19 protein-coding genes and 1 riboswitch are annotated in these 20,647 nt (G+C 71.5%); of the genes, 7 read left to right on the top strand and 12 right to left on the bottom strand.

Features of this window, described 5'->3' with window-relative positions:
- The first annotated feature begins 57 nt into the window (after positions 1 to 57).
- The gene (locus ACIGHB_RS18455; RefSeq protein ID WP_399914256.1) at positions 58 to 1,230 is read left to right on the top strand and encodes a serine hydrolase domain-containing protein; all 1,173 of its coding nucleotides are present in this window, start codon (positions 58 to 60) and stop codon (positions 1,228 to 1,230) included.
- On the opposite strand, the gene ACIGHB_RS18450 is transcribed toward ACIGHB_RS18455, so the two are convergent.
- The 3 genes from ACIGHB_RS18450 to ACIGHB_RS18440 form a co-directional block, all read right to left on the bottom strand.
- A complete protein-coding gene (locus ACIGHB_RS18450; protein ID WP_399914253.1) occupies positions 1,196 to 1,744 on the bottom strand; it encodes a hypothetical protein in 549 nt (182 codons plus the stop codon). The genes ACIGHB_RS18455 and ACIGHB_RS18450 overlap by 35 nt on opposite strands.
- A 48-nt stretch (positions 1,745 to 1,792) precedes the next feature.
- Positions 1,793 to 2,956: a spermidine/putrescine ABC transporter substrate-binding protein gene (locus tag ACIGHB_RS18445; protein WP_399914250.1), complete on the bottom strand. Its 1,164-nt coding sequence runs from the start codon at positions 2,954 to 2,956 to the stop codon at positions 1,793 to 1,795.
- 155 nt (positions 2,957 to 3,111) lie between these two features.
- Positions 3,112 to 4,548 carry a gamma-aminobutyraldehyde dehydrogenase gene (locus ACIGHB_RS18440; RefSeq protein WP_360312174.1) on the bottom strand — a complete coding sequence of 479 codons (1,437 nt, stop codon included), beginning with the start codon at positions 4,546 to 4,548 and terminating at the stop codon, positions 3,112 to 3,114.
- A 205-nt stretch (positions 4,549 to 4,753) separates the two neighbouring features.
- Here ACIGHB_RS18440 and ACIGHB_RS18435 point away from each other — a divergent pair, with 205 nt between their 5' ends.
- The 5 genes from ACIGHB_RS18435 to ACIGHB_RS18415 all read left to right on the top strand — a co-directional run bounded on the left by ACIGHB_RS18435 (position 4,754) and on the right by ACIGHB_RS18415 (position 9,939).
- A complete protein-coding gene (locus tag ACIGHB_RS18435) occupies positions 4,754 to 5,245 on the top strand; it encodes an Lrp/AsnC family transcriptional regulator (protein ID WP_234338256.1) in 492 nt (163 codons plus the stop codon).
- Positions 5,230 to 6,618, top strand: a complete 1,389-nt coding sequence (locus ACIGHB_RS18430; protein WP_360312172.1) for an aspartate aminotransferase family protein — start codon at positions 5,230 to 5,232, stop codon at positions 6,616 to 6,618. The genes ACIGHB_RS18435 and ACIGHB_RS18430 overlap by 16 nt, the downstream gene beginning before the upstream one ends.
- Positions 6,619 to 6,843: 225 nt before the next feature.
- Positions 6,844 to 7,572, top strand: a complete 729-nt coding sequence (locus ACIGHB_RS18425) for an ATP-binding cassette domain-containing protein (protein WP_360312170.1) — start codon at positions 6,844 to 6,846, stop codon at positions 7,570 to 7,572.
- Positions 7,554 to 8,702: a hypothetical protein gene (locus ACIGHB_RS18420; protein ID WP_360312168.1), complete on the top strand. Its 1,149-nt coding sequence runs from the start codon at positions 7,554 to 7,556 to the stop codon at positions 8,700 to 8,702. Before ACIGHB_RS18425 ends, ACIGHB_RS18420 begins: the two co-directional genes overlap by 19 nt.
- Before the next feature lie 103 nt (positions 8,703 to 8,805).
- A complete protein-coding gene (locus ACIGHB_RS18415; protein WP_360314433.1) occupies positions 8,806 to 9,939 on the top strand; it encodes a Rossmann fold nucleotide-binding protein in 1,134 nt (377 codons plus the stop codon).
- A 29-nt stretch (positions 9,940 to 9,968) separates the two neighbouring features.
- Here the strand turns inward: ACIGHB_RS18415 and ACIGHB_RS18410 are convergent, their stop codons facing one another.
- The 9 genes from ACIGHB_RS18410 to rpsB all read right to left on the bottom strand — a co-directional run bounded on the left by ACIGHB_RS18410 (position 9,969) and on the right by rpsB (position 19,849).
- On the bottom strand, positions 9,969 to 11,018 hold the full coding sequence (locus ACIGHB_RS18410) for an ABC transporter ATP-binding protein (protein ID WP_399914244.1): 1,050 nt from the start codon (positions 11,016 to 11,018) through the stop codon (positions 9,969 to 9,971).
- Positions 11,018 to 12,631 carry an iron ABC transporter permease gene (locus ACIGHB_RS18405; protein ID WP_360314542.1) on the bottom strand — a complete coding sequence of 538 codons (1,614 nt, stop codon included), beginning with the start codon at positions 12,629 to 12,631 and terminating at the stop codon, positions 11,018 to 11,020. Before ACIGHB_RS18405 ends, ACIGHB_RS18410 begins: the two co-directional genes overlap by 1 nt.
- 38 nt (positions 12,632 to 12,669) lie before the next feature.
- Positions 12,670 to 13,761 (bottom strand): thiamine ABC transporter substrate binding subunit, encoded by a 1,092-nt coding sequence (locus ACIGHB_RS18400; protein ID WP_399914241.1) that lies wholly within the window; start codon positions 13,759 to 13,761, stop codon positions 12,670 to 12,672.
- 81 nt (positions 13,762 to 13,842) lie between these two features.
- Positions 13,843 to 13,952, bottom strand: a riboswitch (TPP riboswitch).
- Between the two features lie 29 nt (positions 13,953 to 13,981).
- Positions 13,982 to 15,094 (bottom strand): 23S rRNA (adenine(2503)-C(2))-methyltransferase RlmN, encoded by a 1,113-nt coding sequence (rlmN, locus tag ACIGHB_RS18395; protein WP_360314439.1) that lies wholly within the window; start codon positions 15,092 to 15,094, stop codon positions 13,982 to 13,984.
- Between the two features lie 203 nt (positions 15,095 to 15,297).
- Positions 15,298 to 16,422 carry a phosphatidate cytidylyltransferase gene (locus ACIGHB_RS18390; protein WP_399914237.1) on the bottom strand — a complete coding sequence of 375 codons (1,125 nt, stop codon included), beginning with the start codon at positions 16,420 to 16,422 and terminating at the stop codon, positions 15,298 to 15,300.
- Positions 16,422 to 16,979, bottom strand: a complete 558-nt coding sequence (gene frr, locus ACIGHB_RS18385; RefSeq protein WP_360314443.1) for a ribosome recycling factor — start codon at positions 16,977 to 16,979, stop codon at positions 16,422 to 16,424. The genes ACIGHB_RS18390 and frr overlap by 1 nt, the downstream gene beginning before the upstream one ends.
- Before the next feature lie 100 nt (positions 16,980 to 17,079).
- Positions 17,080 to 17,844: a UMP kinase gene (gene pyrH / locus ACIGHB_RS18380; protein ID WP_360314445.1), complete on the bottom strand. Its 765-nt coding sequence runs from the start codon at positions 17,842 to 17,844 to the stop codon at positions 17,080 to 17,082.
- A 163-nt stretch (positions 17,845 to 18,007) separates the two neighbouring features.
- On the bottom strand, positions 18,008 to 18,844 hold the full coding sequence (gene tsf / locus ACIGHB_RS18375) for a translation elongation factor Ts (RefSeq protein ID WP_360314447.1): 837 nt from the start codon (positions 18,842 to 18,844) through the stop codon (positions 18,008 to 18,010).
- Between the two features lie 111 nt (positions 18,845 to 18,955).
- Positions 18,956 to 19,849, bottom strand: a complete 894-nt coding sequence (gene rpsB, locus ACIGHB_RS18370; protein ID WP_399914233.1) for a 30S ribosomal protein S2 — start codon at positions 19,847 to 19,849, stop codon at positions 18,956 to 18,958.
- A 257-nt stretch (positions 19,850 to 20,106) separates the two neighbouring features.
- Here rpsB and ACIGHB_RS18365 point away from each other — a divergent pair, with 257 nt between their 5' ends.
- A complete protein-coding gene (locus ACIGHB_RS18365) occupies positions 20,107 to 20,556 on the top strand; it encodes a murein hydrolase activator EnvC family protein (protein ID WP_399914229.1) in 450 nt (149 codons plus the stop codon).
- Positions 20,557 to 20,647: the final 91 nt, after the last annotated feature.

Genomic DNA, 20,647 nt, shown 5'->3' with positions numbered 1-20,647 from the left:
GCCGGTCAGCAGGATGGAACCATCGAGAACGACGGTTCACATCACGGGAGTTCGACCATGAGGAAGCCCACCCGCACCCTGCTCGCCGCCGCCCTGGTCCTGGGCGTCGCGGCGGGTCCCGCCGCCCTGTCCCCCGCTGTCGCGGCGCCCGCTCCGGCGGCGGCCGCGTCCGCACCCGCGTCCCCTGACCTGTCGGCGGTGCTCGCGGGGCTGCCGCGCGCCGACGCGACGGCGGCCCTGGTCCGGGTGGGCGGCACCGAGGGGGTCTGGCGGGGCAGCGCGGGCGTCCGCGACCTGGAGTCGGGGGCGCCGGCCGATCCGGCGGGCCGGTTCCGGGCGGGTTCGGTGACGAAGGTGTTCACGGCGGCGACGGTGCTCCAGCTGGCCGCCGAGGGCCGGATCGACCTGGACCGGACGGCCCGCTCGTACCTGCCGGAGCTGATCCCCGGCCGGTACGCGACGGTGACCGTCCGGCAGTTGCTGAACCACACGCACGGCATCCCGGCGCCGGACTTCCCCGGGACGACGGTGGAGGAGTGGTACGAGCACCGCTTCGACGTGCACGAGCCGGAGGAGCTGGTCCGCTCGGCGACCGCGAAGCCCCGCGAGTTCCGACCGGGCACCCGCCAGCACTACCTGAACATCGGCTACACGATCGCGGGTCTGGTCGTGGAGCGGGTGACCGGGGACGCGTTCGAGGAGCAGGTCGGGAAGCGGATCCTTCGCCCGCTCGGTCTGCGGGACACCTATCTGCCGGGCCGGGAGGCCGGGATCCGGGGGCCGTACAACCACGGCTACCAGCTGATGCGGCGGGAGGACGGGACGACCGGCCTGAGGGACGTGTCGGTGTGGCGGGCGACGGACGGGTGGGCGGCCGGCGATCTGATCTCGACCACGGCGGACCTGGAGCGCTTCACGCGGGCGCTGTTCGGGGGCCGGGTGGTCCGGGGGCCGCTGCTGGAGGAGATGTTCACCGTCCCCGGGGTCACCGACTTCCGGTCGGGCGAGCCGGCCGCGTACTCGGCCGGCCTGTCGGTGAAGCGGCTGGGCGGGCGTGAGGTGTGGGGCAAGACGGGTGGCCGCTGGGGCTACAACGCGGCCATCGCCTCGACCCGGCACGGGGAGCGGACGCTGGTCTACAGCGTCAACTCCACCGATGCCAAGGGGCAGTCCATGAACCGCACGGCCCTGGAGCTCATGCTGGCGACGTACGGGCAGCCGTCGGAGTGACGGCGCCGTCCGCCGCTTCGAGCCGCTTGATCATGCGGCGGACGTGGATCAGCGGGAGGATGCCGAAGACCCCGAAGGACATGTCGATGACCGACCACCAGAAGGGGATGTCCCGGATCGGGCCGCAGATGAGGGCGAGGGGGATGATGCCGACGCAGGCGATCATGCCGAACTCGACGACCCAGATGTTGCGGACGGGGTCCCGGTACACGCCGTAGAAGGCGACGGCGATGACGAGGTGGGCGAAGGCGAGCCAGTCGGTGCCGTAGAGCAGGTACGGGGCGTCGGCGCCGGCGGCCTCGAGCCCGCCGGCCACCTTGTGGATCCACTCGGCGAGGCCCGGGAGGGCCTGGGCGACCGGCGCGGCCCAGCCGGTCAGCGAGGAGTCGAGCCAGCGGAGTTCGGTGACGAGCGGGAAGGCGGTGAGCCCGCTCAGGACGAGACAGACGACGAAGAAGATCAGCCAGGCGCGGATGCGCGCGAGTAGGGCTCTGGGCCCGTTCGTGTCGCTCATGGGCCCAGCGTACGCCCCCTCTTGAACGTGTTCAGAAACGGGGGGGTCTCAGAGGCCGACGATCCCGTTCCACCGCTTGGCCATCGCGCGGCGCTCCGTGGAGCCGATGTCGCGGGCGATGGCGAGCCGGCCGCGCATCTCCTCGTCGGGGAAGATCAGCGGGTCCTCGGCGAGGGCGGCCAGCTCCTCGTCGCCGGAGTCGGCGAGGACGGCCTGGGCGGCCGGGACCGGGCAGACGTAGTTGACCCAGGCGGCGAGTTCGGCGGCGACCTCGGGCTCGTAGTAGTAGTCGACCAGCTTCTCGGCGTTGGCCTTGTGCGCGGCAAGGTTGGGGATCATCAGCGACTCGGCCCACAGCTCGCCGCCCTCCTCGGGGACGACGAACTCGATGTCGGGGTTGTCGGCCTGGAGCTGGATGACGTCGCCGGAGTACGCCTGGCAGGCGAGGACGTCGCCGGCGGCGAGGTCCTTGATGTAGTCGTTGCCGGTGAAGCGGCGGATGTGCCTCTTCCTGACCAGTTCCTCGATCCGGTCGCAGACCCGGTGGAAGTCGGCCTCGGTCCAGCGGGTGACGTCCACGCCGTCCCCCTGCATGAGCAGGGAGATGGACTCGTCGAGGCCGGAGAGGAGGGTGACCTTGCCGCGCAGGTCGGCGTCCCACAGTTCGCGGGTGGAGCGGAGCTCCCGGCCGAGCTTGCGCCGGTTGTAGGCGATGCCGGTGATGCCGGACTGCCAGGGCACGGAGTGGAGCCGGCCGGGGTCGAAGGCGGGGCGCAGCAGTTGCGGGTCGAGCCGGGCGGCGACGTGCGGCTGGGCGGCGCGGTCCATCGCCTGGACCCAGCCGAGGCGGACGAAGCGGGCGGCCATCCAGTCGCTGACGACGATGAGGTCGCGGTCGGTTGCCTGGCCGTTCATCAGGGCCGGGCCGACCTTGCCGAAGAACTCGTCGTTGTCGTTGATCTCCTCGGTGTAGTGGACGGAGATCCCGGTCCGCTTCCGGAAGGCGTCGAGGGTGGGCCGCTTCTGCGGATCGTCGTCGTCGGTGTCGATGTAGAGCGGCCAGTTGGCGAAGGTGACGGTCCGCTCGCGGCCGGACAGGTCGCGGCCGGCCCGGCGGTCCTCGGCGACGTAGGCGGGCTTGACGCCGCAGGCGGCGAGGAGGCCGGTGGCGCCGGCGGCGCCGAGGCCCCGCAGGAGGGACCGGCGCGGCATGGGTTTCCTGGCTGTCGCTCTCACCCGCGAAGCATCCCGTCCGGCTCCTCGGCCCCGCAATGGACGCTCCGTCGAGCGGCACGCCACGGCCCCGACACCTTGTCGATCATCCGATCGACGGTGCCGGGGCCGTGGCGTGCGGGCTACCGGGCGGTTCAGCCCAGCGAGGTCATCACGTGCTTGATGCGCGTGTAGTCCTCGAAGCCGTAGGCGGAGAGGTCCTTGCCGTAGCCGGACTTCTTGAAGCCGCCGTGCGGCATCTCGGCGACCAGCGGGATGTGGGTGTTGATCCACACGCAGCCGAAGTCGAGGGACCGGGACATGCGCATGGCGCGCTGGTGGTCCTTGGTCCAGACGGAGGAGGCGAGGGCGTACTCGACGCCGTTGGCGAACTCCAGGGCCTGGGCCTCGTCGGCGAAGGACTGGACGGTGATGACCGGGCCGAAGACCTCGTTCTGGACGATCTCGTCGTCCTGCTTGAGGCCGGAGACGACGGTCGGGGCGTAGAAGTAGCCCTTGTCGCCGACGCGGTGGCCACCGGCCTCGACCTTGGCGTGGGCCGGGAGGCGGTCGATGAAGCCGGTGACCTGCTTCAGCTGGTTGGCGTTGTTGAGCGGGCCGTAGAGCACGTCCTCGTCGTCCGGCTGACCGGTCTTCGTCTCGCTCGCGGCCTTGGCGAGGGCGGCGACGAACTCGTCGTGGATGGACTCGTGGACGAGCACGCGGGTGGCGGCCGTGCAGTCCTGGCCGGCGTTGAAGAAGCCGGCGACGGAGATGTCCTCGACGGCCTTGTCGATGTCGGTGTCCTCGAAGACCACGACGGGGGCCTTGCCGCCCAGCTCCAGGTGGACGCGCTTGACGTCCTTGGACGCCGACTCGGCGACCTGCATGCCGGCCCGGACGGAGCCGGTGATGGAGGCCATCGCCGGGGTCGGGTGCTCGACCATCGCGCGGCCCGTCTCGCGGTCGCCGCAGATGACGTTGAAGACGCCCTTGGGGACGATCGAGCCGATGATCTCGGCGATCAGGACGGTGGACGCCGGGGTGGTGTCCGAGGGCTTGAGGACGACCGTGTTGCCCGCGGCGAGGGCCGGGGCGAACTTCCACACGGCCATCATCATCGGGTAGTTCCACGGCGCGACCTGGGCGCAGACGCCGACCGGCTCGCGGCGGATGATGGAGGTCATGCCCTCCATGTACTCGCCGGCCGAGCGGCCTTCGAGGAGACGGGCGGCGCCCGCGAAGAAGCGGATCTGGTCCACCATCGGCGGCACCTCCTCGCTCGCGACGAGGGCGGTCGGCTTGCCGGTGTTCAGGACCTCGGCGGCGATGAGCTCGTCCGCGCGCTCCTCGAAGGCGTCGGCGATCTTGAGGAGCACCTTCTGGCGCTCGGACGGCGTGGTGTCGCGCCAGGCGGGGAAGGCGGCCGCGGCGGCCTCCATGGCGGCGTCGACGTCGGCCTGGCCGGAGAGCGGGGAGGTCGCGTACACCTCGCCGGTGGCCGGGTTGATCACCTCGATGGTGCGGCCGTCGGCCGCGTCGCGGAACTCCCCGTCGATGTAGTTGCGCAGCCGGCGCAGCTCGGTGGTCACTTGCCACCCCTCCTGTCACGTTCTGTCGTCGCACGGCGTTGTGCGGTGTCCCGATGGGTGAGACACCTCAGCCTACTTGCTCGGCTGACGCTTTCAACAGCCCTGGAGCCCTCCGACTTCGGATTCAGTGCCGAAAGAAGCTCCGAACAACGAATTACATCGCTCCGGGGTTGCGCGACGGTGCATCTCGGTGCACAGTGAAGTCGTGGCCAGTCGAAGCACAGACTCCAGAACCGGAACCGGTTCGTCCCCGACGATCGATGCCGTCTCCCTGGCGATCATCGAGCAGCTCCAGGAGGACGGCCGCCGCCCCTACGCCGCCATCGGCAAGGCCGTCGGCCTCTCCGAAGCGGCCGTGCGGCAGCGCGTCCAGAAGCTCCTCGACCAGGGCGTCATGCAGATCGTCGCCGTCACCGACCCGCTCACCGTGGGCCTGCGGCGACAGGCGATGGTCGGCATCCACGTCGAGGGTGACCTGGATCCGGTCGCGGAAGCGCTGACGGACATGCCCGAGTGCGAGTACGTGGTGATGACCGCGGGCTCGTTCGACCTGATGGTGGAGATCGTCTGCGAGGACGACGACCACCTTCTGGAAGTGATCAACAAGCGGATCCGCACGCTCCCCGGCGTGCGCTCCACCGAGAGCTTCGTTTACCTGAAGCTCAAGAAGCAGACCTACATGTGGGGAACCCGATAACCGTGAGCCAGGACCGCAGCGACCTCTCAAAGTCCGCCTACGACCACCTGTGGATGCACTTCACCCGCATGTCGTCGTACGAGAACAGCCCCGTCCCCACCATCGTCCGCGGTGAGGGCACCTACATCTTCGACGACAAGGGCAAGCGCTACCTCGACGGTCTCGCGGGCCTCTTCGTGGTCAACGCCGGTCACGGCCGCCAGGAGCTGGCCGAGGTCGCGTACAAGCAGGCCCAGGAGCTCGCCTTCTTCCCGGTGTGGTCCTACGCCCACCCGAAGGCCGTCGAGCTGGCCGAGCGCCTCGCGGACTACGCCCCGGGCGACCTCAACAAGGTCTTCTTCACCACCGGTGGCGGCGAGGCCGTCGAGACCGCGTGGAAGCTCGCCAAGCAGTACTTCAAGCTCCAGGGCAAGCACACCAAGTACAAGGTCATCTCGCGCGCGGTCGCCTACCACGGCACCCCGCAGGGCGCCCTGTCCATCACCGGCCTGCCCGCCCTGAAGGCCCCCTTCGAGCCGCTGGTCCCCGGCGCGCACAAGGTGCCGAACACCAACATCTACCGCGCCCCGATCCACGGCGACGACCCCGAGGCGTTCGGCCGCTGGGCCGCCGACCAGATCGAGCAGCAGATCCTCTTCGAGGGCCCCGACACCGTCGCCGCCGTCTTCCTGGAGCCCGTGCAGAACGCCGGCGGCTGCTTCCCGCCGCCGCCCGGCTACTTCCAGCGCGTCCGCGAGATCTGCGACCAGTACGACGTGCTCCTCGTCTCCGACGAGACCATCTGCGCCTTCGGCCGCCTCGGCACGATGTTCGCCTGTGACAAGTTCGGCTACGTGCCCGACATGATCACCTGCGCCAAGGGCATGACCTCGGGCTACTCCCCGATCGGCGCCTGCATCGTCTCGGACCGCATCGCGGAGCCGTTCTACAAGGGCGACAACACCTTCCTGCACGGCTACACCTTCGGTGGCCACCCGGTGTCCTCGGCGGTCGCCATCGCCAACCTGGACATCTTCGACAAGGAGGGCCTCAACCAGCACGTCCTGGACAACGAGGGCGCCTTCTTCTCGACGCTGCAGAAGCTGCACGACCTGCCGATCGTCGGCGACGTCCGCGGCAACGGCTACTTCTACGGCATCGAGCTCGTCAAGGACAAGGTCACCAAGGAGTCCTTCACGGACGAGGAGACCGAGCGCGTCCTCTACGGCTTCCTCTCCAAGGCGCTCTTCGACAACGGCCTGTACTGCCGTGCCGACGACCGCGGCGACCCGGTCATCCAGCTGGCCCCGCCGCTCATCGCCGACCAGGGCACCTTCGACGAGATCGAGGGCATCCTGCGCAGCGTGCTGACCGAGGCGTGGACCAAGCTCTGAGCCCCCGGGAACCCTCCCCCGAGGTTCCCTTCCTCACGCCGCCCTCACGGCGTGACCCATGCGGCCCGGGCATGCCGCCATCCGAGTGGATGGCGGCGGCCCGGGCCGCGTGCTGTCCGTACAAACGGATCCGAATACTTACGGTGCCCAGTGACCGACAGGCCCGACCCTCGTTCCCCCGGACGGGGGAACGCAAGAATCGGATCCGACATCGAGGTGTACGCGATGGCCCCACCGGACAACGACGTGCTCTGGGCGCGTTCCCTGCACTGCTCCCTGAACGGCACGGAGGCCCTCAGCGGCGTCTCCGTCGGCGTCCGCGAGGGCGAGATCCTCGCCGTCACCGGACCCCGCGGCAGCGGCAAGACCACCCTGCTGCGCTGCCTCTCCGGCGAACTCCTCGCCCAGAAGGGCGAGGTCTGGTTCAACAGCTCCCCCGTCCACACCCTCCCCCCGGCCCACCGCGAACGGCTCCGCCGCGAACGCTTCGGCTGGATCGGCCCCGACGACGGCCTCGTCCCCGAACTCACCGCCTGGGAGAACACCGCCCTCCCCCTGCTGCTCCGCGGCGTCCCCCACAAGGCCGCGAAGACCGCCGCCGGCGAATGGCTCGACCGCCTCGACATCGGCGACCGCGCCCGCACCCGCCCGCACGGCCTGACCCGCTCCCAGCGCCAGCGCACCGCCATCGCCCGCGCGCTCGCCGCGGGCCCGGCCGTCCTCTTCGCCGACGAACCCACCGCCGCCCTGCACCGGGCCGACGGCGCGCAGGTGCTCCGCACCCTCACCGCCGCCGCCCGCTCCCACGGCATCACCGTCCTCCTCGCCACCCACGACGGCGAGGTCGCGGCACTCGCCGACCGCACGGTCACCCTCCTCGACGGACGCCGGGCCGGCAGCGTGCCGCCCGCCACGGGGGCGGAGGGCGTGGCGGCGTGCTCGCTCTCCGTCTAGTCCGCGGCTCCCACCCGCTCGTCCAGCTGCGGCGGCTCCTCGTCGCCACGGCCGCCGCCGGCGTGGGCTTCCTCCTGCTGTGCACCCTCGGCTACGCCGTCGGCCACCCCGAGCACTCCTCCGCCTCGGTCCTGCGGCTGCTCTGGTGCGCGCTGCCGATCGCCGCCACCGTCCAGTTCGCCGTCGCCGTCGCCCGCACCGACCCGGCCACCCGGCCCCGCCCCGGCCTCTCCTCGATCGGCCTCGGCCCGGCCCGGCTCACCGCCATCGCCGCCACCTCCACCGCGGTCGCCTGCACCCTCGGCTCCATGATCGCCCTCCTCGTCTACCTGCACCTGCGCGGCGACATCACCGGCCTCCCCTTCGACGGCGCCGCCGCCGGACTCCTCGCCGCCGAACAACCCCTCCCGCTCGCCGCCGCCCTCACCCTCCTCGCGATCGTGCCCGTCGCCGGAGCCACCGCCGCCGGCCTCGCGCTGCGCCCCCGCACCGGCACTCCCGCCCCCGAGGGCGCCGCCCGCCCGATCCCCGCCGGCCTCCCCTGGGGCGTGGCGCTCATCGCCGTCGGCCTCGCCGTCGAGACGTACGCGGGCCGCGGCGGCGGCGACGGCGTCGCCCTGCCCGGCCGCTTCGACGGCTCCCCCGCCGGCGTCCTCGCCGGCTGGATCCTCACCGCCGCCGGCCTCGCGCTCGCGGGACCCGGCCTCACCCACCTGAGCGGCCGGCTCCTCCAGGCCGCCCGGCCCGGAGCCGTACGCCTCCTCGCCGGACGCGTCCTCATGTCCGAGGCCGACCGCATCGGCCGCCCCCTCGGCGTGGTCTGCGCGGTCCTCTCCGGCACCCTCGCCGCCACCACCGTCTACGCGGCCTCCGACGGCGGCACCGCCTTCGGACCGCTCACCGGCCTCGGCGCCGGCGTCGTCATGACCTGCACCACCGCGACCCTCCTCACCGCCGCCCTGGAGTCCCGCCAGGGCCGGGCCCACACCACGGAGGCGCTGGCCAGGATCGGCGCCCCGCCGACCGTGCTCCGCACCGCCGCCCTGCTGCGCGCCGCCGCGCTGCTGGCCGTCTTCCTCCCCCTGACCTGGCTGATCGGGGAACTCGCCGCCCTCCCGCTGACCGCCTGAGCCCTGGCCCGGCCCCGAGCCGCCCCAGACCCAGACCCGGCCCCGGGCCCGGCCGCCGGAACAGCGGGAGGCCGCGTCGCCACGGGCCGCCTATCGTGGGCCCATGGCGACGCCCCCACCGCCGCCGCGCCCGCAGGGACGCGGCCGCGAGATCCACACCCTGGACGAGTTCGACGCGTCGCTCGCCCTGCCCGGCGGCCTCGCCGGCCTGCGGATCCAGTCCGTCGACCTCACCCACCGCACCTTCGCCCTCCTCGCCACCCCCACCGCCGCCACCGTCTTCCTCGGCTGCCCGATGGAACCCGAGGCGGCGGTCAAGGTCAGGGCCGACGGCGCCCTCGTCTTCCCGCCCGTCCCCGGCCTCCCCTTCGACCCGTACCGCAACCGGCTCTACACCCCGGACGAGCTGTACGAAGGCGTCGGCGGCGACGACGGCTACCCGGCCACCCCCGACGCGCTCTCCTACGCCTGGTTCCGCGCCACCCGCGCCGACGGCGACGTCTTCTCCTCCATGCTCCGCTCGATCCACGACGACGCCGTCGGCGACGCCCTCGACGAACACCTCGCCGGCCGGCCCGTCGCCGGCGTCATGGGCGGCCACGCCATGGGCCGGGGCACCGAGGCGTACGCGGGCGCCGCCCGCCTCGGCCGCTCCCTCGCCCGCGCCGGCTACACCGTCGCCACCGGCGGCGGCCCCGGCGCGATGGAGGCGGCCAACCTCGGCGCGTACACCGCCCCCTTCGCCGACCCGGCCCTCACCGAGGCCCTCGCCCACCTCGCGAAGGCCCCCTCCTTCACCCCCTCGGTGACCGACTGGGCCCGCGCCGCCTTCCGCGTACGGGCCCTGCTGCCCGGCGGCGGCGACTCGATCTCCATCCCCACCTGGTTCTACGGCCACGAACCGTCCAACGCCTTCGCCGGCCACATCGCCAAGTACTTCGCCAACGCGCTCCGCGAAGAAGGACTCCTGGCCCGCTCCACCGCCGGCGTCGTCTTCCTCCCCGGCGCCGCCGGCACCGTCCAGGAGATCTTCGGCAACGCCACCCCCAACTACTACGGCTCCCTCGGCGCCCCCACGCCCATGGTCCTCGTCGACCGCGCCCACTGGACCGGCCGCCTCCCCGCCTGGCCCCTCCTGGAACGCCTCGCGGAGAACCGCCCGATGGCCGCCCGGATCGCCCTCGTCGACTCCGTCGACGACGCCCCCGCCGCCCTCGCGCGCCTCGCCGCCGCGTAGCCCACCCCGTCCGCCACGCCCCCCGCCCGCTACGCCCCGACCCCGCCGTCCCCGTCCCCGTCCCCGTCCTCGTCCAGCACGACGACCTCATCCGCCCGGAACCCCACCGCCACCTCCGCGCCCACCTCCGGCACCTCCCGCAGCGGGAACTCCGCCTCCAGCGGCGGCCCGTCCGCAGGCCGCAGCACCACCGCCACGTGATGCCCCCGGAACGTACGCGACTCCACCCGGCACACCAGCCCCCCGCCGGCCGGCCGGACCCCCGCCGGACGCACCAGCAGCGTCCGCTCCCCCTGCGGCGAACCCTCCGGGACCGGCACCCGGCCCCACACCGTCTCCGCCACCCCACCCGACACCGTCGCCGGCACCAGGTTCTCGAACCCCAGGAAACGCGCCACGAACTCCGACGCCGGCCGCTCCCACACCTCCACCGGCGACCCCGACTGCGCGATCCGCCCCTCCCGCATCACGACCACCCGGTCCGCCAGCGCGAACGCCTCCCCCTGGTCGTGCGTCACCGCCAGCACCGTCGTCCCCAGCTGCCCGAACAACGACCGCAGCTCCACCACCAGCCGCTCCCGCAGCCCCCGGTCCAACTGCCCCAGCGGCTCGTCCAGCATCAGCAGCCGGGGCCGCGGCGCCAGCGCCCGCGCCAGCGCCACCCGCTGCTGCTCACCGCCCGACAGCGCCGCGACCGAGCGGCCCCCGGCGCCCGGCAGCCCGACGAGCTCCAGCAGCTCCGCCACCCGCCCGGCCCGCTCCTCCTTCGCCACCCCCCGCATCCGGAGCCCGAAGCCCACGTTCCCCGCCACGTCCCGCTGCGGGAACAGCTGGTGGTCCTGGAACATCAGCCCCACCCCCCGCCGGTGCACCGGCACCCCCGCCTGGTCGGCACCGCCCAGCAGCACCCGCCCCGCGTCCAGCGCCTGAAGCCCCGCGACCGCGCGCAGCAGCGTCGACTTCCCCGACCCGCTCGGCCCCAGCACGCACACGATCTCGTGCTCGACGACCTCCAGGTCCACCGCGTCGAGAACCGCCCGCGCCCCGAACCGAACCGTCGCACCCTCAAGGACCAGCATCAGAACTCCCCGGTGGTCCGGTCGGTCCGCAACCGCTCAAGCAGCAACAGGGACACCGCGCACACCACCATCAGAATCGTCGACAGGGCCATCGCCTGCCCGTAGTTGAGCTCCCCCGGCCGGCCGAGCAGCCGCGCCACCGCCACCGGCAGCGTCGGATTGTCCGGGCGCGCGATGAAGACCGTCGCACCGAACTCCCCCAGCGACACCGCGAACGCGAACCCGGCCGCGATCAGCAGCGCGCGCCGCACCAGCGGCAGGTCCACCTCCCGCCACGCCCGCCACGGCGACGCCCCCAGCACCGCCGCCGCCTCCCGCAACCGCTGGTCCACCGCCCGCAGCACCGGCAGCATCGTCCGCACGACGAACGGCACCCCGACCAGCGCCTGCGCCAGCGGCACCAGGATCCAGCTCGCCCGCAGATCGAACGGCGGCTCGTCCAGCGTGATCAGGAACCCGAAACCCACCGTCACCGCCGACACCCCCAGCGGCAGCATCAGCAGCGCGTCGAAGCCCCGCACGAGGCGCCCCGCGCGCCGGGTGAGCGCCGCCGCCGCCAGCCCGCCGACCACCACCGCGATCGCCGTCGCCGCGACCGCGTACCGCAGCGAGTTCCCCACCGCCTCCAGCGGCGGCACCAGGAACGTCCCCGACTCGTCCAGCGAACCCAGCGCCCGGTAGTAGCGCAGCCCGTACCCCTCCGGCGTGGCGAAGGACCGCTCCACCAGCACCCCCAGCGGCAGCAGGATCAGCACCGCCACCGACACCAGCACCCCGCCGAGCAGCGCCCACTGGCCGAAGCCCCGCGGCCGGCGCGCGGTCAGCTCCGGCGGGACCAGCCGCAGCGCCGTCTCCCGCCGCCGCACCGTCCGCGCGTGCACCGCGAGGATCGCCCCGACCGCCACGAACTGCACCAGCGTCAGCACGGCCGCCGTCCGCAGGTCCAGCAGCCGGGCCGTCTGCCGGTAGATCTCCGCCTCCAGCGTCGTGTACGCGTCCCCGCCGAGGATCTGCACGACACCGAACGAGGTGAAGGTGAAGAGGAAGACCATCAGCGCCGCCGCCGACACCGCGGGCACCAGCGCCGGCAGCGTCACCGACCGCCACGCCGTCCACCGCGACGCGCCGAGCACCCGCGCCGCCTCCTCCTGCCGCGGATCCAGCTGCGCCCACAGCCCGCCGACCGTCCGGACGACGACCGCGTAGTTGAAGAACACGTGCGCGAGGAGGATCGCCCACACCGTCGTGTCGAGCCGCAGCCCGAACAGCGCGTCGGTGAACCCGCCCCGCCCCACCAGAGCCAGGAACGCCGTCCCGACCAGCACCGTGGGCAGCACGAACGGCACCGTGACGACCGCCCGCAGCACACCCTTCCCGGGAAAGTCGAAACGGGCGAAGACATACGCCCCCGGCAGCGCCACCAGCAGCGTCAGACCGGTGGAGGCGGCCGCCTGCCACACCGTGAAGCCGAGCACGCCGAGGATGTCCGAACGGCCGAGCGTCGCCCCGATCGCGCCGAGGTCCCAGACCCCGCCGGGCCGCAGCCCGCGCTCGACGATCGACACGACCGGCCAGGCGAAGAAGACCGCGAAGAACGCGACGGGCAGGACCATCAGCCCCAGCCGCGCCGCGCTCCCCCGGCGGCCGGACCTCACTTGAGGAGCGACGACCACTGCTGGATCCACGCCTCACGCCGCTCGGCGATCTTCTCCGGCGCCATCGTCTGCGGCTTCTCCACGACCACGCCGTGCTGCGTGAACAGCTCCGGCAGCGTCGCGTCCTCCGCCACCGGGTTCACGAACATCTGCAGCGGCATGTCGTCCTGGAACTTCTTCGAGATCAGGAAGTCGATCAGCGCCTTCCCGCCCTCGGGGTTCTTCGCCCCGTGCAGCAGCCCCGCGAACTCGATCTGCCGGAAGCAGGTGCCGGTGGACACCCCGGTCGGGGCCTCCTTCGGCTGCGGCTCCGCGTACAGCACCTCGACCGGCGGGCTGGAGGCGTACGACACGACCAGCGGACGGTCGCCCTTGGCCTCCTTGCCGCCGGCCGAACCGGAGAACTCCTGGTTGTAGGCGAGCTCCCAGCTGTCGACGGTCTTCACGCCGTTCGCCTTCAGCTTCTTCCAGTAGTCCTGCCAGCCCTCGTCGCCGTACCGCGCGACCGTGCCGAGGAGGAAGCCGAGGCCCGGGGAGGACCGCTCGGGGTTCTCCACCACCAGCATGTCCTTGTACTCCGGCTTCGCCAGGTCGTCGAAGGACACCGGCGGCGCGAGCTTCTTGTCCGCGAAGAACTTCTTGTCGTAGTTGACGCAGATGTCACCGGTGTCGATCGGCGTGACCCGGTTCTCCTTGTCGAGCTTGAACGTGCCCGGGACCCGGTCCGCCCCCTTCGCCTCGTACGGCTCGAAGATGCCGTTGTCGAGGGCGCGGGAGAGCAGCGTGTTGTCGACGCCGAAGAAGACGTCGCCCTGCGGGGAGCCCTTGGTGAGGATCTCCTTGTTGACGGCCTCGCCCGCGTCGCCGGCCTTCAGCACCTTCACGGTGAAGCCGGTCCGCTTCGTGAACTCGGCCAGCACCTCCTTGGAGGCGTTGAAGGAGTCGTGGCTCACGAGGGTCACGGTCTTCGGCGCCGGCTCCCCGGACTTGCCCGCGGCCTCGCGGGCGTCCTCGGTGGAGCAGGCGGCGAGGCCGGTGACGCCGAGCGCCGCGACCAGCGCGACGGCGGCTGCCTTCTTGGTGTGCATCGGTTGTCCTCCTGGGTGGGACCAGGAAGAGACGCGGCCCTGCCCGCGGCCGCCGGAACGGACGCGGGCAGGGCGCAACAGCTCGAGTTACGACCGAACTTCCTACCCAGAATGACCTGGGCAAGGTTCAGAGGGTCTGCGGTCTACGGTTACCGCACTCTCAGCGCTGTGGCGCTCCCCTGTCGGAATATGCAGATGTGTTCGAGCACAGAGTACAAGGTCAGCGCTCGGAGGCCGCCAGCTGCCCACAGGCACCGTCGATCTCCTGGCCCCGGGTGTCACGCACGGTCACCGGCACACCGTGGCGGGCGATCGCGTCGACGAACGCCTTCTCGTCCTCCGGCCGCGACGCGGTCCACTTCGACCCCGGCGTCGGGTTCAGCGGGATCAGGTTGACGTGCACCCGCTTGCCCTTGAGCAGCTTGCCGAGCAGGTCACCCCGCCACGCCTGGTCGTTGATGTCCCGGATGAGGGCGTACTCGATGGAGATCCGGCGCCCGGACTTCTCGGCGTACTCCCAGGCCGCGTCCAGCACCTCCCGCACCTTCCAGCGCGTGTTCACCGGCACCAGCGTGTCCCGCAGCTCGTCGTCCGGCGCGTGCAGCGACACCGCGAGCCGGCACTTGAAGCCCTCGTCGGCGAAGCGCAGCATCGCCGGCACCAGACCCACCGTGGACACGGTGATCCCGCGCTGCGACAGCCCCAGACCGTCCGGCTCGGGGTCGGTCAGCCGGCGGATGGCGCCGACGACCCGCTTGTAGTTGGCGAGCGGCTCGCCCATCCCCATGAACACGATGTTCGACAGCCGCGCCGGACCGCCCGGCACCTCTCCGTCGCGCAGCGCCCGCATGCCGTCGACGATCTGGTGCACGATCTCGGCCGTCGACAGGTTCCGGTCGAGCCCCGCCTGCCCGGTCGCGCAGAACGGGCAGTTCATGCCGCAGCCCGCCTGCGACGAGATGCACATCGTCACCCGGTCCGGGTAGCGCATCAGCACCGACTCGACCAGCGTGCCGTCGTGCAGCCGCCACAGCGTCTTACGGGTGGTGTCGTCGTCGCACGAGATGTGCCGCACCACCGACATCAGGTCCGGCAGCAGCTCCCCCGCCAGCTTCTCCCGCGAGGCGGCCGGGATGTCGGTCCACGCCGCCGGGTCGTGCGCGTACCGGGAGAAGTAGTGGGTCGACAGCTGCTTGGCGCGGAACGGCTTCTCGCCGATCGCGGCGACGGCCTCCTTCCGCTCGGCGGGCGAAAGGTCGGCGAGGTGCCGCGGCGGCTTCTTGGCACCGCGCGGGGCGACGAAAGTGAGTTCTCCGGGGGCCGGACGAGCCACGGCGGCGTCTCTCCTCAAACAGGCACGAGGTCGGACGTCCCGCGACGGCGGGGAGCGCGGCACGGCGGTGCCGGAGCGACCTCACTGGACCGTCCCCGCGGCGGCGAGGACGACGAAAGGGCCCGAGGCACACGCCCCGAGCCCTTCCAGAGTACCCGCTGTCCGTCAACCCGCTCCGACGGCGATCCCCTGCGGGTGACCGCTCACCCCGTGCCGACGAACAGCGCGAGCAGCAGCCACACCACCGGCGCCGTCGGCAGCAGCGAGTCGAGCCGGTCCATGATGCCGCCGTGACCGGGGAGCAGCGTCCCCATGTCCTTGATGCCCAGGTCCCGCTTGATCATCGACTCGCCGAGGTCGCCGAGCGTCGCGCTCGCCGCCACCGCCAGACCGAGGATCAGCCCCTGCCACCAGGTGCCGCCGTCGATCAGGAACTGCATGCACAGCGCGCCGGCCGCCATCGCGAAGGCCACCGCGCCGAACAGGCCCTCGCGGGTCTTGCCGGGGCTGATCCGCGGCGCCAGCTTGTGCCTGCCGAACCGCCAGCCGACCGCGTACGCCCCGGTGTCGCTGACCACCGTGAGCAGCAGGAAGGTCAGCACCCGCCACGGACCGTCGTCCGCGGTCAGCAGCAGCGCCACGAACGTCGCCAGGAACGGCACGTAGAACGCGGCGAAGACCCCCGCCGTGACGTCCTTCAGATACCCCTCGGGGGGTTCCGTCATCCGCCAGACGAGCACCGCGAGCGCCGTCAGGGCCATCGCGACCCAGGCGCCCTCGGGGCCCCGCACGTACCCGGCGACGACCATCGCCGCGCCGCCGACCGCGAGCGGCACCAGCGGCGCCTTGATCGCCTTGCGCTCCTGGAGCCGCGAGGTCAGCTCCCACAGACCGACGACCACGGCCACCGCTATGACGCCGACGAACGCCGGCGGCCAGATGAACAGCGACACGATGATCACGGCCCCGAGAGCGACGCCGACCCCTATGGCCGCGCCCAGGTCCCGGCCCGCGCTCTTCTTCTGCCGCGGCGCGGGCGCCGCGGACGGCTCAGGAGGCGGGACGGGGCTGGGCATGGGCTCCTGCGGGTGCTCGTGCGGGTGCTCGTGCGGAGTCTCGTCACGGAACAGGGGACCGCCCGTGTGAGCGGCCCCCCGACCGTGTCCGTCGTCCTGGAATCCGCCGGCGGGTACGTCGGGCACGATGGGCATGGGGCGAGTCTGCGCTGCCCGGTGCCGATCGTGGGCGGGACCCGCCGGGGCAGGCCCCTGGTCGGGTCCGCCGAGACCTGAACCGGCCGCCGGCGCCCCCCAGGATGAGTCGTTCATCAGACCTCGAGGAGCTCGGCTTCCTTGTGCTTCAGCAGCTCGTCGACCTGCGCCACGTACTTCGCGGTGGTGTCGTCGAGCTCCTTCTCCGCGCGGCGGCCCTCGTCCTCGCCGACCTCGCCGTCCTTGACGAGCTTGTCGATGCTCTCCTTGGCCTTGCGGCGCACGGAGCGGATCGAGATCTTGGAGTCCTCGGCCTTGGTCTTGGCGACCTTGATGTAGTCCCGGCGGCGCTCCTCGGTCAGCTCGGGGAAGACCACACGGATGATGTTGCCGTCGTTGCTCGGGTTGACGCCGAGGTCCGAGTCGCGGATCGCCTGCTCGATGTTGCGCAGCGCGCTCTTGTCGAACGGGGTCACCACGGCCATGCGCGGCTCCGGCACCGAGAACGAGGCCAGCTGGTTGATGGGGGTGATGGCGCCGTAGTAGTCGGCCACGATCTTGTTGAACATCGCCGGGTGCGCACGGCCGGTGCGGATCGCGGCGAAGTCCTCCTTGGCGACCACGACGGCCTTCTCCATCTTCTCCTCGGCCTCGAGGAGGGTCTCTTCGATCACCACTTGCTCCTGCGTGTCGTCGCGTTGTGTCCTGCACGGTGTACGACCGGCAGGGCTGTCGTCCAGCCCCGTACGGGGCTGTTCCCGGTTGGAGACGGGCTCAGGCCCGGGTGCCCTGGTCGCTCACGAGCGTGCCGATCTTCTCACCCGTGACGGCGCGCGCGATATTGCCCTCGGTGAGCAGTTCGAAGACGAGGATCGGGAGCTTGTTGTCACGGCACAGCGTGATGGCGGTGGCGTCGGCGACCTTGAGGTCGCGGGTGATGACCTCGCTGTACTCCAGCGCGTCGAACCTGACCGCGGCCGGGTTGGTCCTCGGGTCGGAGTCGTAGACGCCGTCCACGCCGTTCTTGCCCATGAGGAGGGCCTCGGCGTCGATCTCCAGGGCGCGCTGGGCGGCGGTGGTGTCCGTGGAGAAGTACGGCATGCCCATGCCGGCGCCGAAGATGACCACGCGGCCCTTCTCCAGGTGGCGCACGGCGCGCAGCGGGATGTACGGCTCGGCGACCTGGCCCATGGTGATGGCGGTCTGGACGCGCGAGTCGATGCCCTCCTTCTCCAGGAAGTCCTGGAGGGCGAGGCAGTTCATCACCGTGCCGAGCATGCCCATGTAGTCGGAGCGGGCCCGGTCCATGCCGCGCTGCTGGAGCTCGGCCCCGCGGAAGAAGTTGCCGCCGCCGATCACGATCGCGATCTGGGCGCCGTCTCGGACGACGGCCGCGATCTCACGCGCGATGGCGTGCACGACGTCGGGGTCGACACCGAGACCGGTACCGCCGGAGAACGCCTCCCCGGACAGCTTCAGCATGTAGCGGCCGAGCTTCTTGCCGCTGTTGTCGTCGCCCTGTACGGCGCCCTGATTCATGGAGATCTCCTCGTGCACATACGAAGAAGGCCATTGCCTTGGGTCCTCGTGGGTTTCCCGTACGGCAATGGCCTCCTCGTCACATCTGCGGTCGTCCCGCGCGGGGCGGGACGACTGTCTCAGACCCTACCCGGGTCCGGTGTCCGTCGCGTGGGCGAAGGACTCAGATGCCGACCTTGATGCGGGTGAAGCGCTTCAGGGTGACACCGGCCTCGTCCAGGATCTGCTGGACGGACTTCTTGTTGTCCAGCGCGTACGGCTGGCCGAGCAGCGTGGCGTCCTTGAAGAAGCCGTTCACGCGACCCTCGACGATCTTGGCGATCGCGGCCTCGGGCTTGCCCTCGGCGCGGGTGGTCTCCTCGGCGATGCGACGCTCGGACTCGACGACGTCGGCCGGAACGTCCTCACGGGTGAGGTACTTCGGCGCGAACGCGGCGATGTGCTGCGCGACACCCTTGGCGACCTCGGCGTTCTCCTTGTCGAGCTCGACGAGGACACCGATCTGCGGCGGGAGGTCGGGCATGGTGCGGTGCATGTACGCGGAGACGTAGCCGTCGGCGTAGGCCGCGAAGCGGTCGAGGACGATCTTCTCGCCGAGGTTGGCGTTGGCCTCGTCCACGAAGGCCTGCACGGTCTTGCCGGCCTCGATCTCGGAGGCGAGCAGAGCCTCGATGTCGGCCGGCTTGGTGGCGGCGACGTGGGTGGCGAGCGCGTTGGCGACGGCGAGGAACTTGTCACCCTTGGCGACGAAGTCCGTCTCGCACTTCAGCTCGACGAGGACGCCGGAGGTGTTGTCGTCGGCGATGAGGGAGACCACGGCGCCGTTCTCGGCGGAGCGGCCCTCGCGCTTGGCGACGCCCTTCTGGCCCTTGATGCGCAGGGCCTCGACGGCCTTGTCGACGTCGCCGTCGGCCTCTTCGAGGGCCTTCTTGCAGTCCATCATGCCGGCGCCGGTGAGCTCACGGAGCTTCTTGACGTCAGCGGCGGTGTAGTTCGCCATGAGTCTGTTTCTCTCTCGAAGTCAGAAAGATCTACGAAGATCTACGGCGGGACGGCGGGGGCTTCATGGGCCCCCGCCGTCACCTCCGTGGTGTTCCGGAGTGCGGAAAGGTCAGGCCTGCTCGGCCGGAGCCTCGGCCTCGGCGGCCGGAGCCTCGACCTCGGCCTCGGCGGCCTTCTCGGTCTCGGCGGGGGCCTCGGCCTCGGCGGCGGACTCGTCGGCCTTCTTCTCGCCCTCGAGCAGGTCGCGCTCCCACTCGGCGAGCGGCTCGCCGGCGGCCTTCTCGCCCGGCTTCGAGTCACCGGTCGCGGCACCGGAACGGGCGATGAGGCCCTCGGCGACGGCGTCGGCGATCACGCGGGTGAGCAGGGTGACGGAGCGGATCGCGTCGTCGTTGCCCGGGATCTTGTAGTCGACCTCGTCGGGGTCACAGTTGGTGTCGAGGATCGCGACGACCGGGATGTTGAGCTTGCGAGCCTCGCCGACGGCGATGTGCTCCTTCTTGGTGTCGACGATCCAGACGGCGCTCGGCACCTTCTGCATCTCGCGGATACCACCGAGGGTCTTCTCCAGCTTGGCCTTCTCGCGCGAGAGGACCAGGAGCTCCTTCTTGGTGAGACCCGAGGCCGCGACGTCCTCGAAGTCGATCTGCTCAAGCTCCTTGAGGCGCTGCAGACGCTTGTAGACGGTCGAGAAGTTGGTGAGCATGCCACCGAGCCAACGCTGGTTGACGTACGGCATGCCGACACGCGTCGCCTGCTCGGCGATGGCCTCCTGGGCCTGCTTCTTCGTACCGACGAACATGACGGAGCCACCGTGGGCCACCGTCTCCTTGACGAACTCGTAGGCGCGGTCGATGTACGACAGCGACTGGAGCAGGTCGATGATGTAGATGCCGTTGCGCTCGGTGAAGATGAAGCGCTTCATCTTCGGGTTCCAGCGACGGGTCTGGTGACCGAAGTGGACGCCGCTCTCCAGCAGCTCCCGCATCGTGACGACGGCCATGGCCGTATCTCCTTGGGTTTCTCGGTTGTGTTCCTGACGCCCCGGCGCGCCGTGCCACGAAGGACCGAAAGGCGCTGCCACCCCGCTCTGCGAGAGGAGTGGCGGGGCGTGCGAAGTCGACCCGGTGACCCGGGTCGCCATAGGAAGTGTACGGGACCCCGAGCGCGCCGGGTGACGGCACTGTCCACAGGCCGCCCCTTGTCCACAGAAACCAGCCGCCCCCGTCACCCACCGTACGCACCGGGCACGCTCACCCCATGCACACGACGACACTCCTCCTCGCCCTCACCCTGTGGTGGCCCCTCGGCCCACCCGCCCCCGACATCCTCCGCCCCTGGCAACCCCCCGCCGGCCCCTACGCCGCCGGCCACCGAGGCATCGACCTGGCCGCCCCCGAAGGCACCACCGTCCACGCCCCCGCCACCGGAACCGTCACCTTCGCCGGCCCCGTAGGCGGCCGAGGCACCCTCACCCTCACCCTCCCGGGCACCGGCACACCCCCGCTCCGCACCACCTTCACCCCCGTCACCCCCCTCGCCCGCACCGGCGACCACATCCGCGCGGGAGACCCCCTCGCCACCGTCGCCCCCGGCACCCACTGCCCCCGCACCTGCCTCCACTGGGGCCTCCTCCGAGGCGACCAGTACCTCGACCCCCTGACCCTCTTGAGGAGGAGCCCGTCCCGACTCCTGCCACTACTGCGCTGAACGTATGACGGGGGGGGGGGGGGGGGGGGGGGGGGGGAGGGGGGCGGGGGGGGAGGGGGTGGGGGGAGGGGCCCCCTGTGTGGGCGGAAAG

The sequence above is a fragment of the Streptomyces sp. NPDC085460 genome (genome assembly GCF_044541975.1).
Classification (GTDB): domain Bacteria; phylum Actinomycetota; class Actinomycetes; order Streptomycetales; family Streptomycetaceae; genus Streptomyces.
The sequence above is the reverse complement of the archived record's forward strand: the minus strand, read 5'-3'. Positions and strand labels throughout refer to the sequence as shown.

Bases quoted from the DNA above. Each gene is read 5' to 3' on its own strand.
- ACIGHB_RS18410 (WP_399914244.1), bottom strand. From the start codon at position 11,018: ATGCTGGTCCTTGAGGGTGCGACGGTTCGGTTCGGGGCGCGGGCGGTT.
- ACIGHB_RS18450 (WP_399914253.1), bottom strand. From the start codon at position 1,744: ATGAGCGACACGAACGGGCCCAGAGCCCTACTCGCGCGCATCCGCGCC.
- ACIGHB_RS18400 (WP_399914241.1), bottom strand. From the start codon at position 13,761: ATGCACACCAAGAAGGCAGCCGCCGTCGCGCTGGTCGCGGCGCTCGGC.
- ACIGHB_RS18390 (WP_399914237.1), bottom strand. From the start codon at position 16,422: ATGAACGACTCATCCTGGGGGGCGCCGGCGGCCGGTTCAGGTCTCGGC.
- rpsB (WP_399914233.1), bottom strand. From the start codon at position 19,849: ATGGCCGTCGTCACGATGCGGGAGCTGCTGGAGAGCGGCGTCCACTTC.
- pyrH (WP_360314445.1), bottom strand. From the start codon at position 17,844: ATGAATCAGGGCGCCGTACAGGGCGACGACAACAGCGGCAAGAAGCTC.
- ACIGHB_RS18445 (WP_399914250.1), bottom strand. From the start codon at position 2,956: ATGCCGCGCCGGTCCCTCCTGCGGGGCCTCGGCGCCGCCGGCGCCACC.
- ACIGHB_RS18365 (WP_399914229.1), top strand. From the start codon at position 20,107: ATGCACACGACGACACTCCTCCTCGCCCTCACCCTGTGGTGGCCCCTC.
- tsf (WP_360314447.1), bottom strand. From the start codon at position 18,844: ATGGCGAACTACACCGCCGCTGACGTCAAGAAGCTCCGTGAGCTCACC.
- ACIGHB_RS18425 (WP_360312170.1), top strand. From the start codon at position 6,844: ATGGCCCCACCGGACAACGACGTGCTCTGGGCGCGTTCCCTGCACTGC.
- ACIGHB_RS18415 (WP_360314433.1), top strand. From the start codon at position 8,806: ATGGCGACGCCCCCACCGCCGCCGCGCCCGCAGGGACGCGGCCGCGAG.
- ACIGHB_RS18405 (WP_360314542.1), bottom strand. From the start codon at position 12,631: ATGGTCCTGCCCGTCGCGTTCTTCGCGGTCTTCTTCGCCTGGCCGGTC.
- ACIGHB_RS18455 (WP_399914256.1), top strand. From the start codon at position 58: ATGAGGAAGCCCACCCGCACCCTGCTCGCCGCCGCCCTGGTCCTGGGC.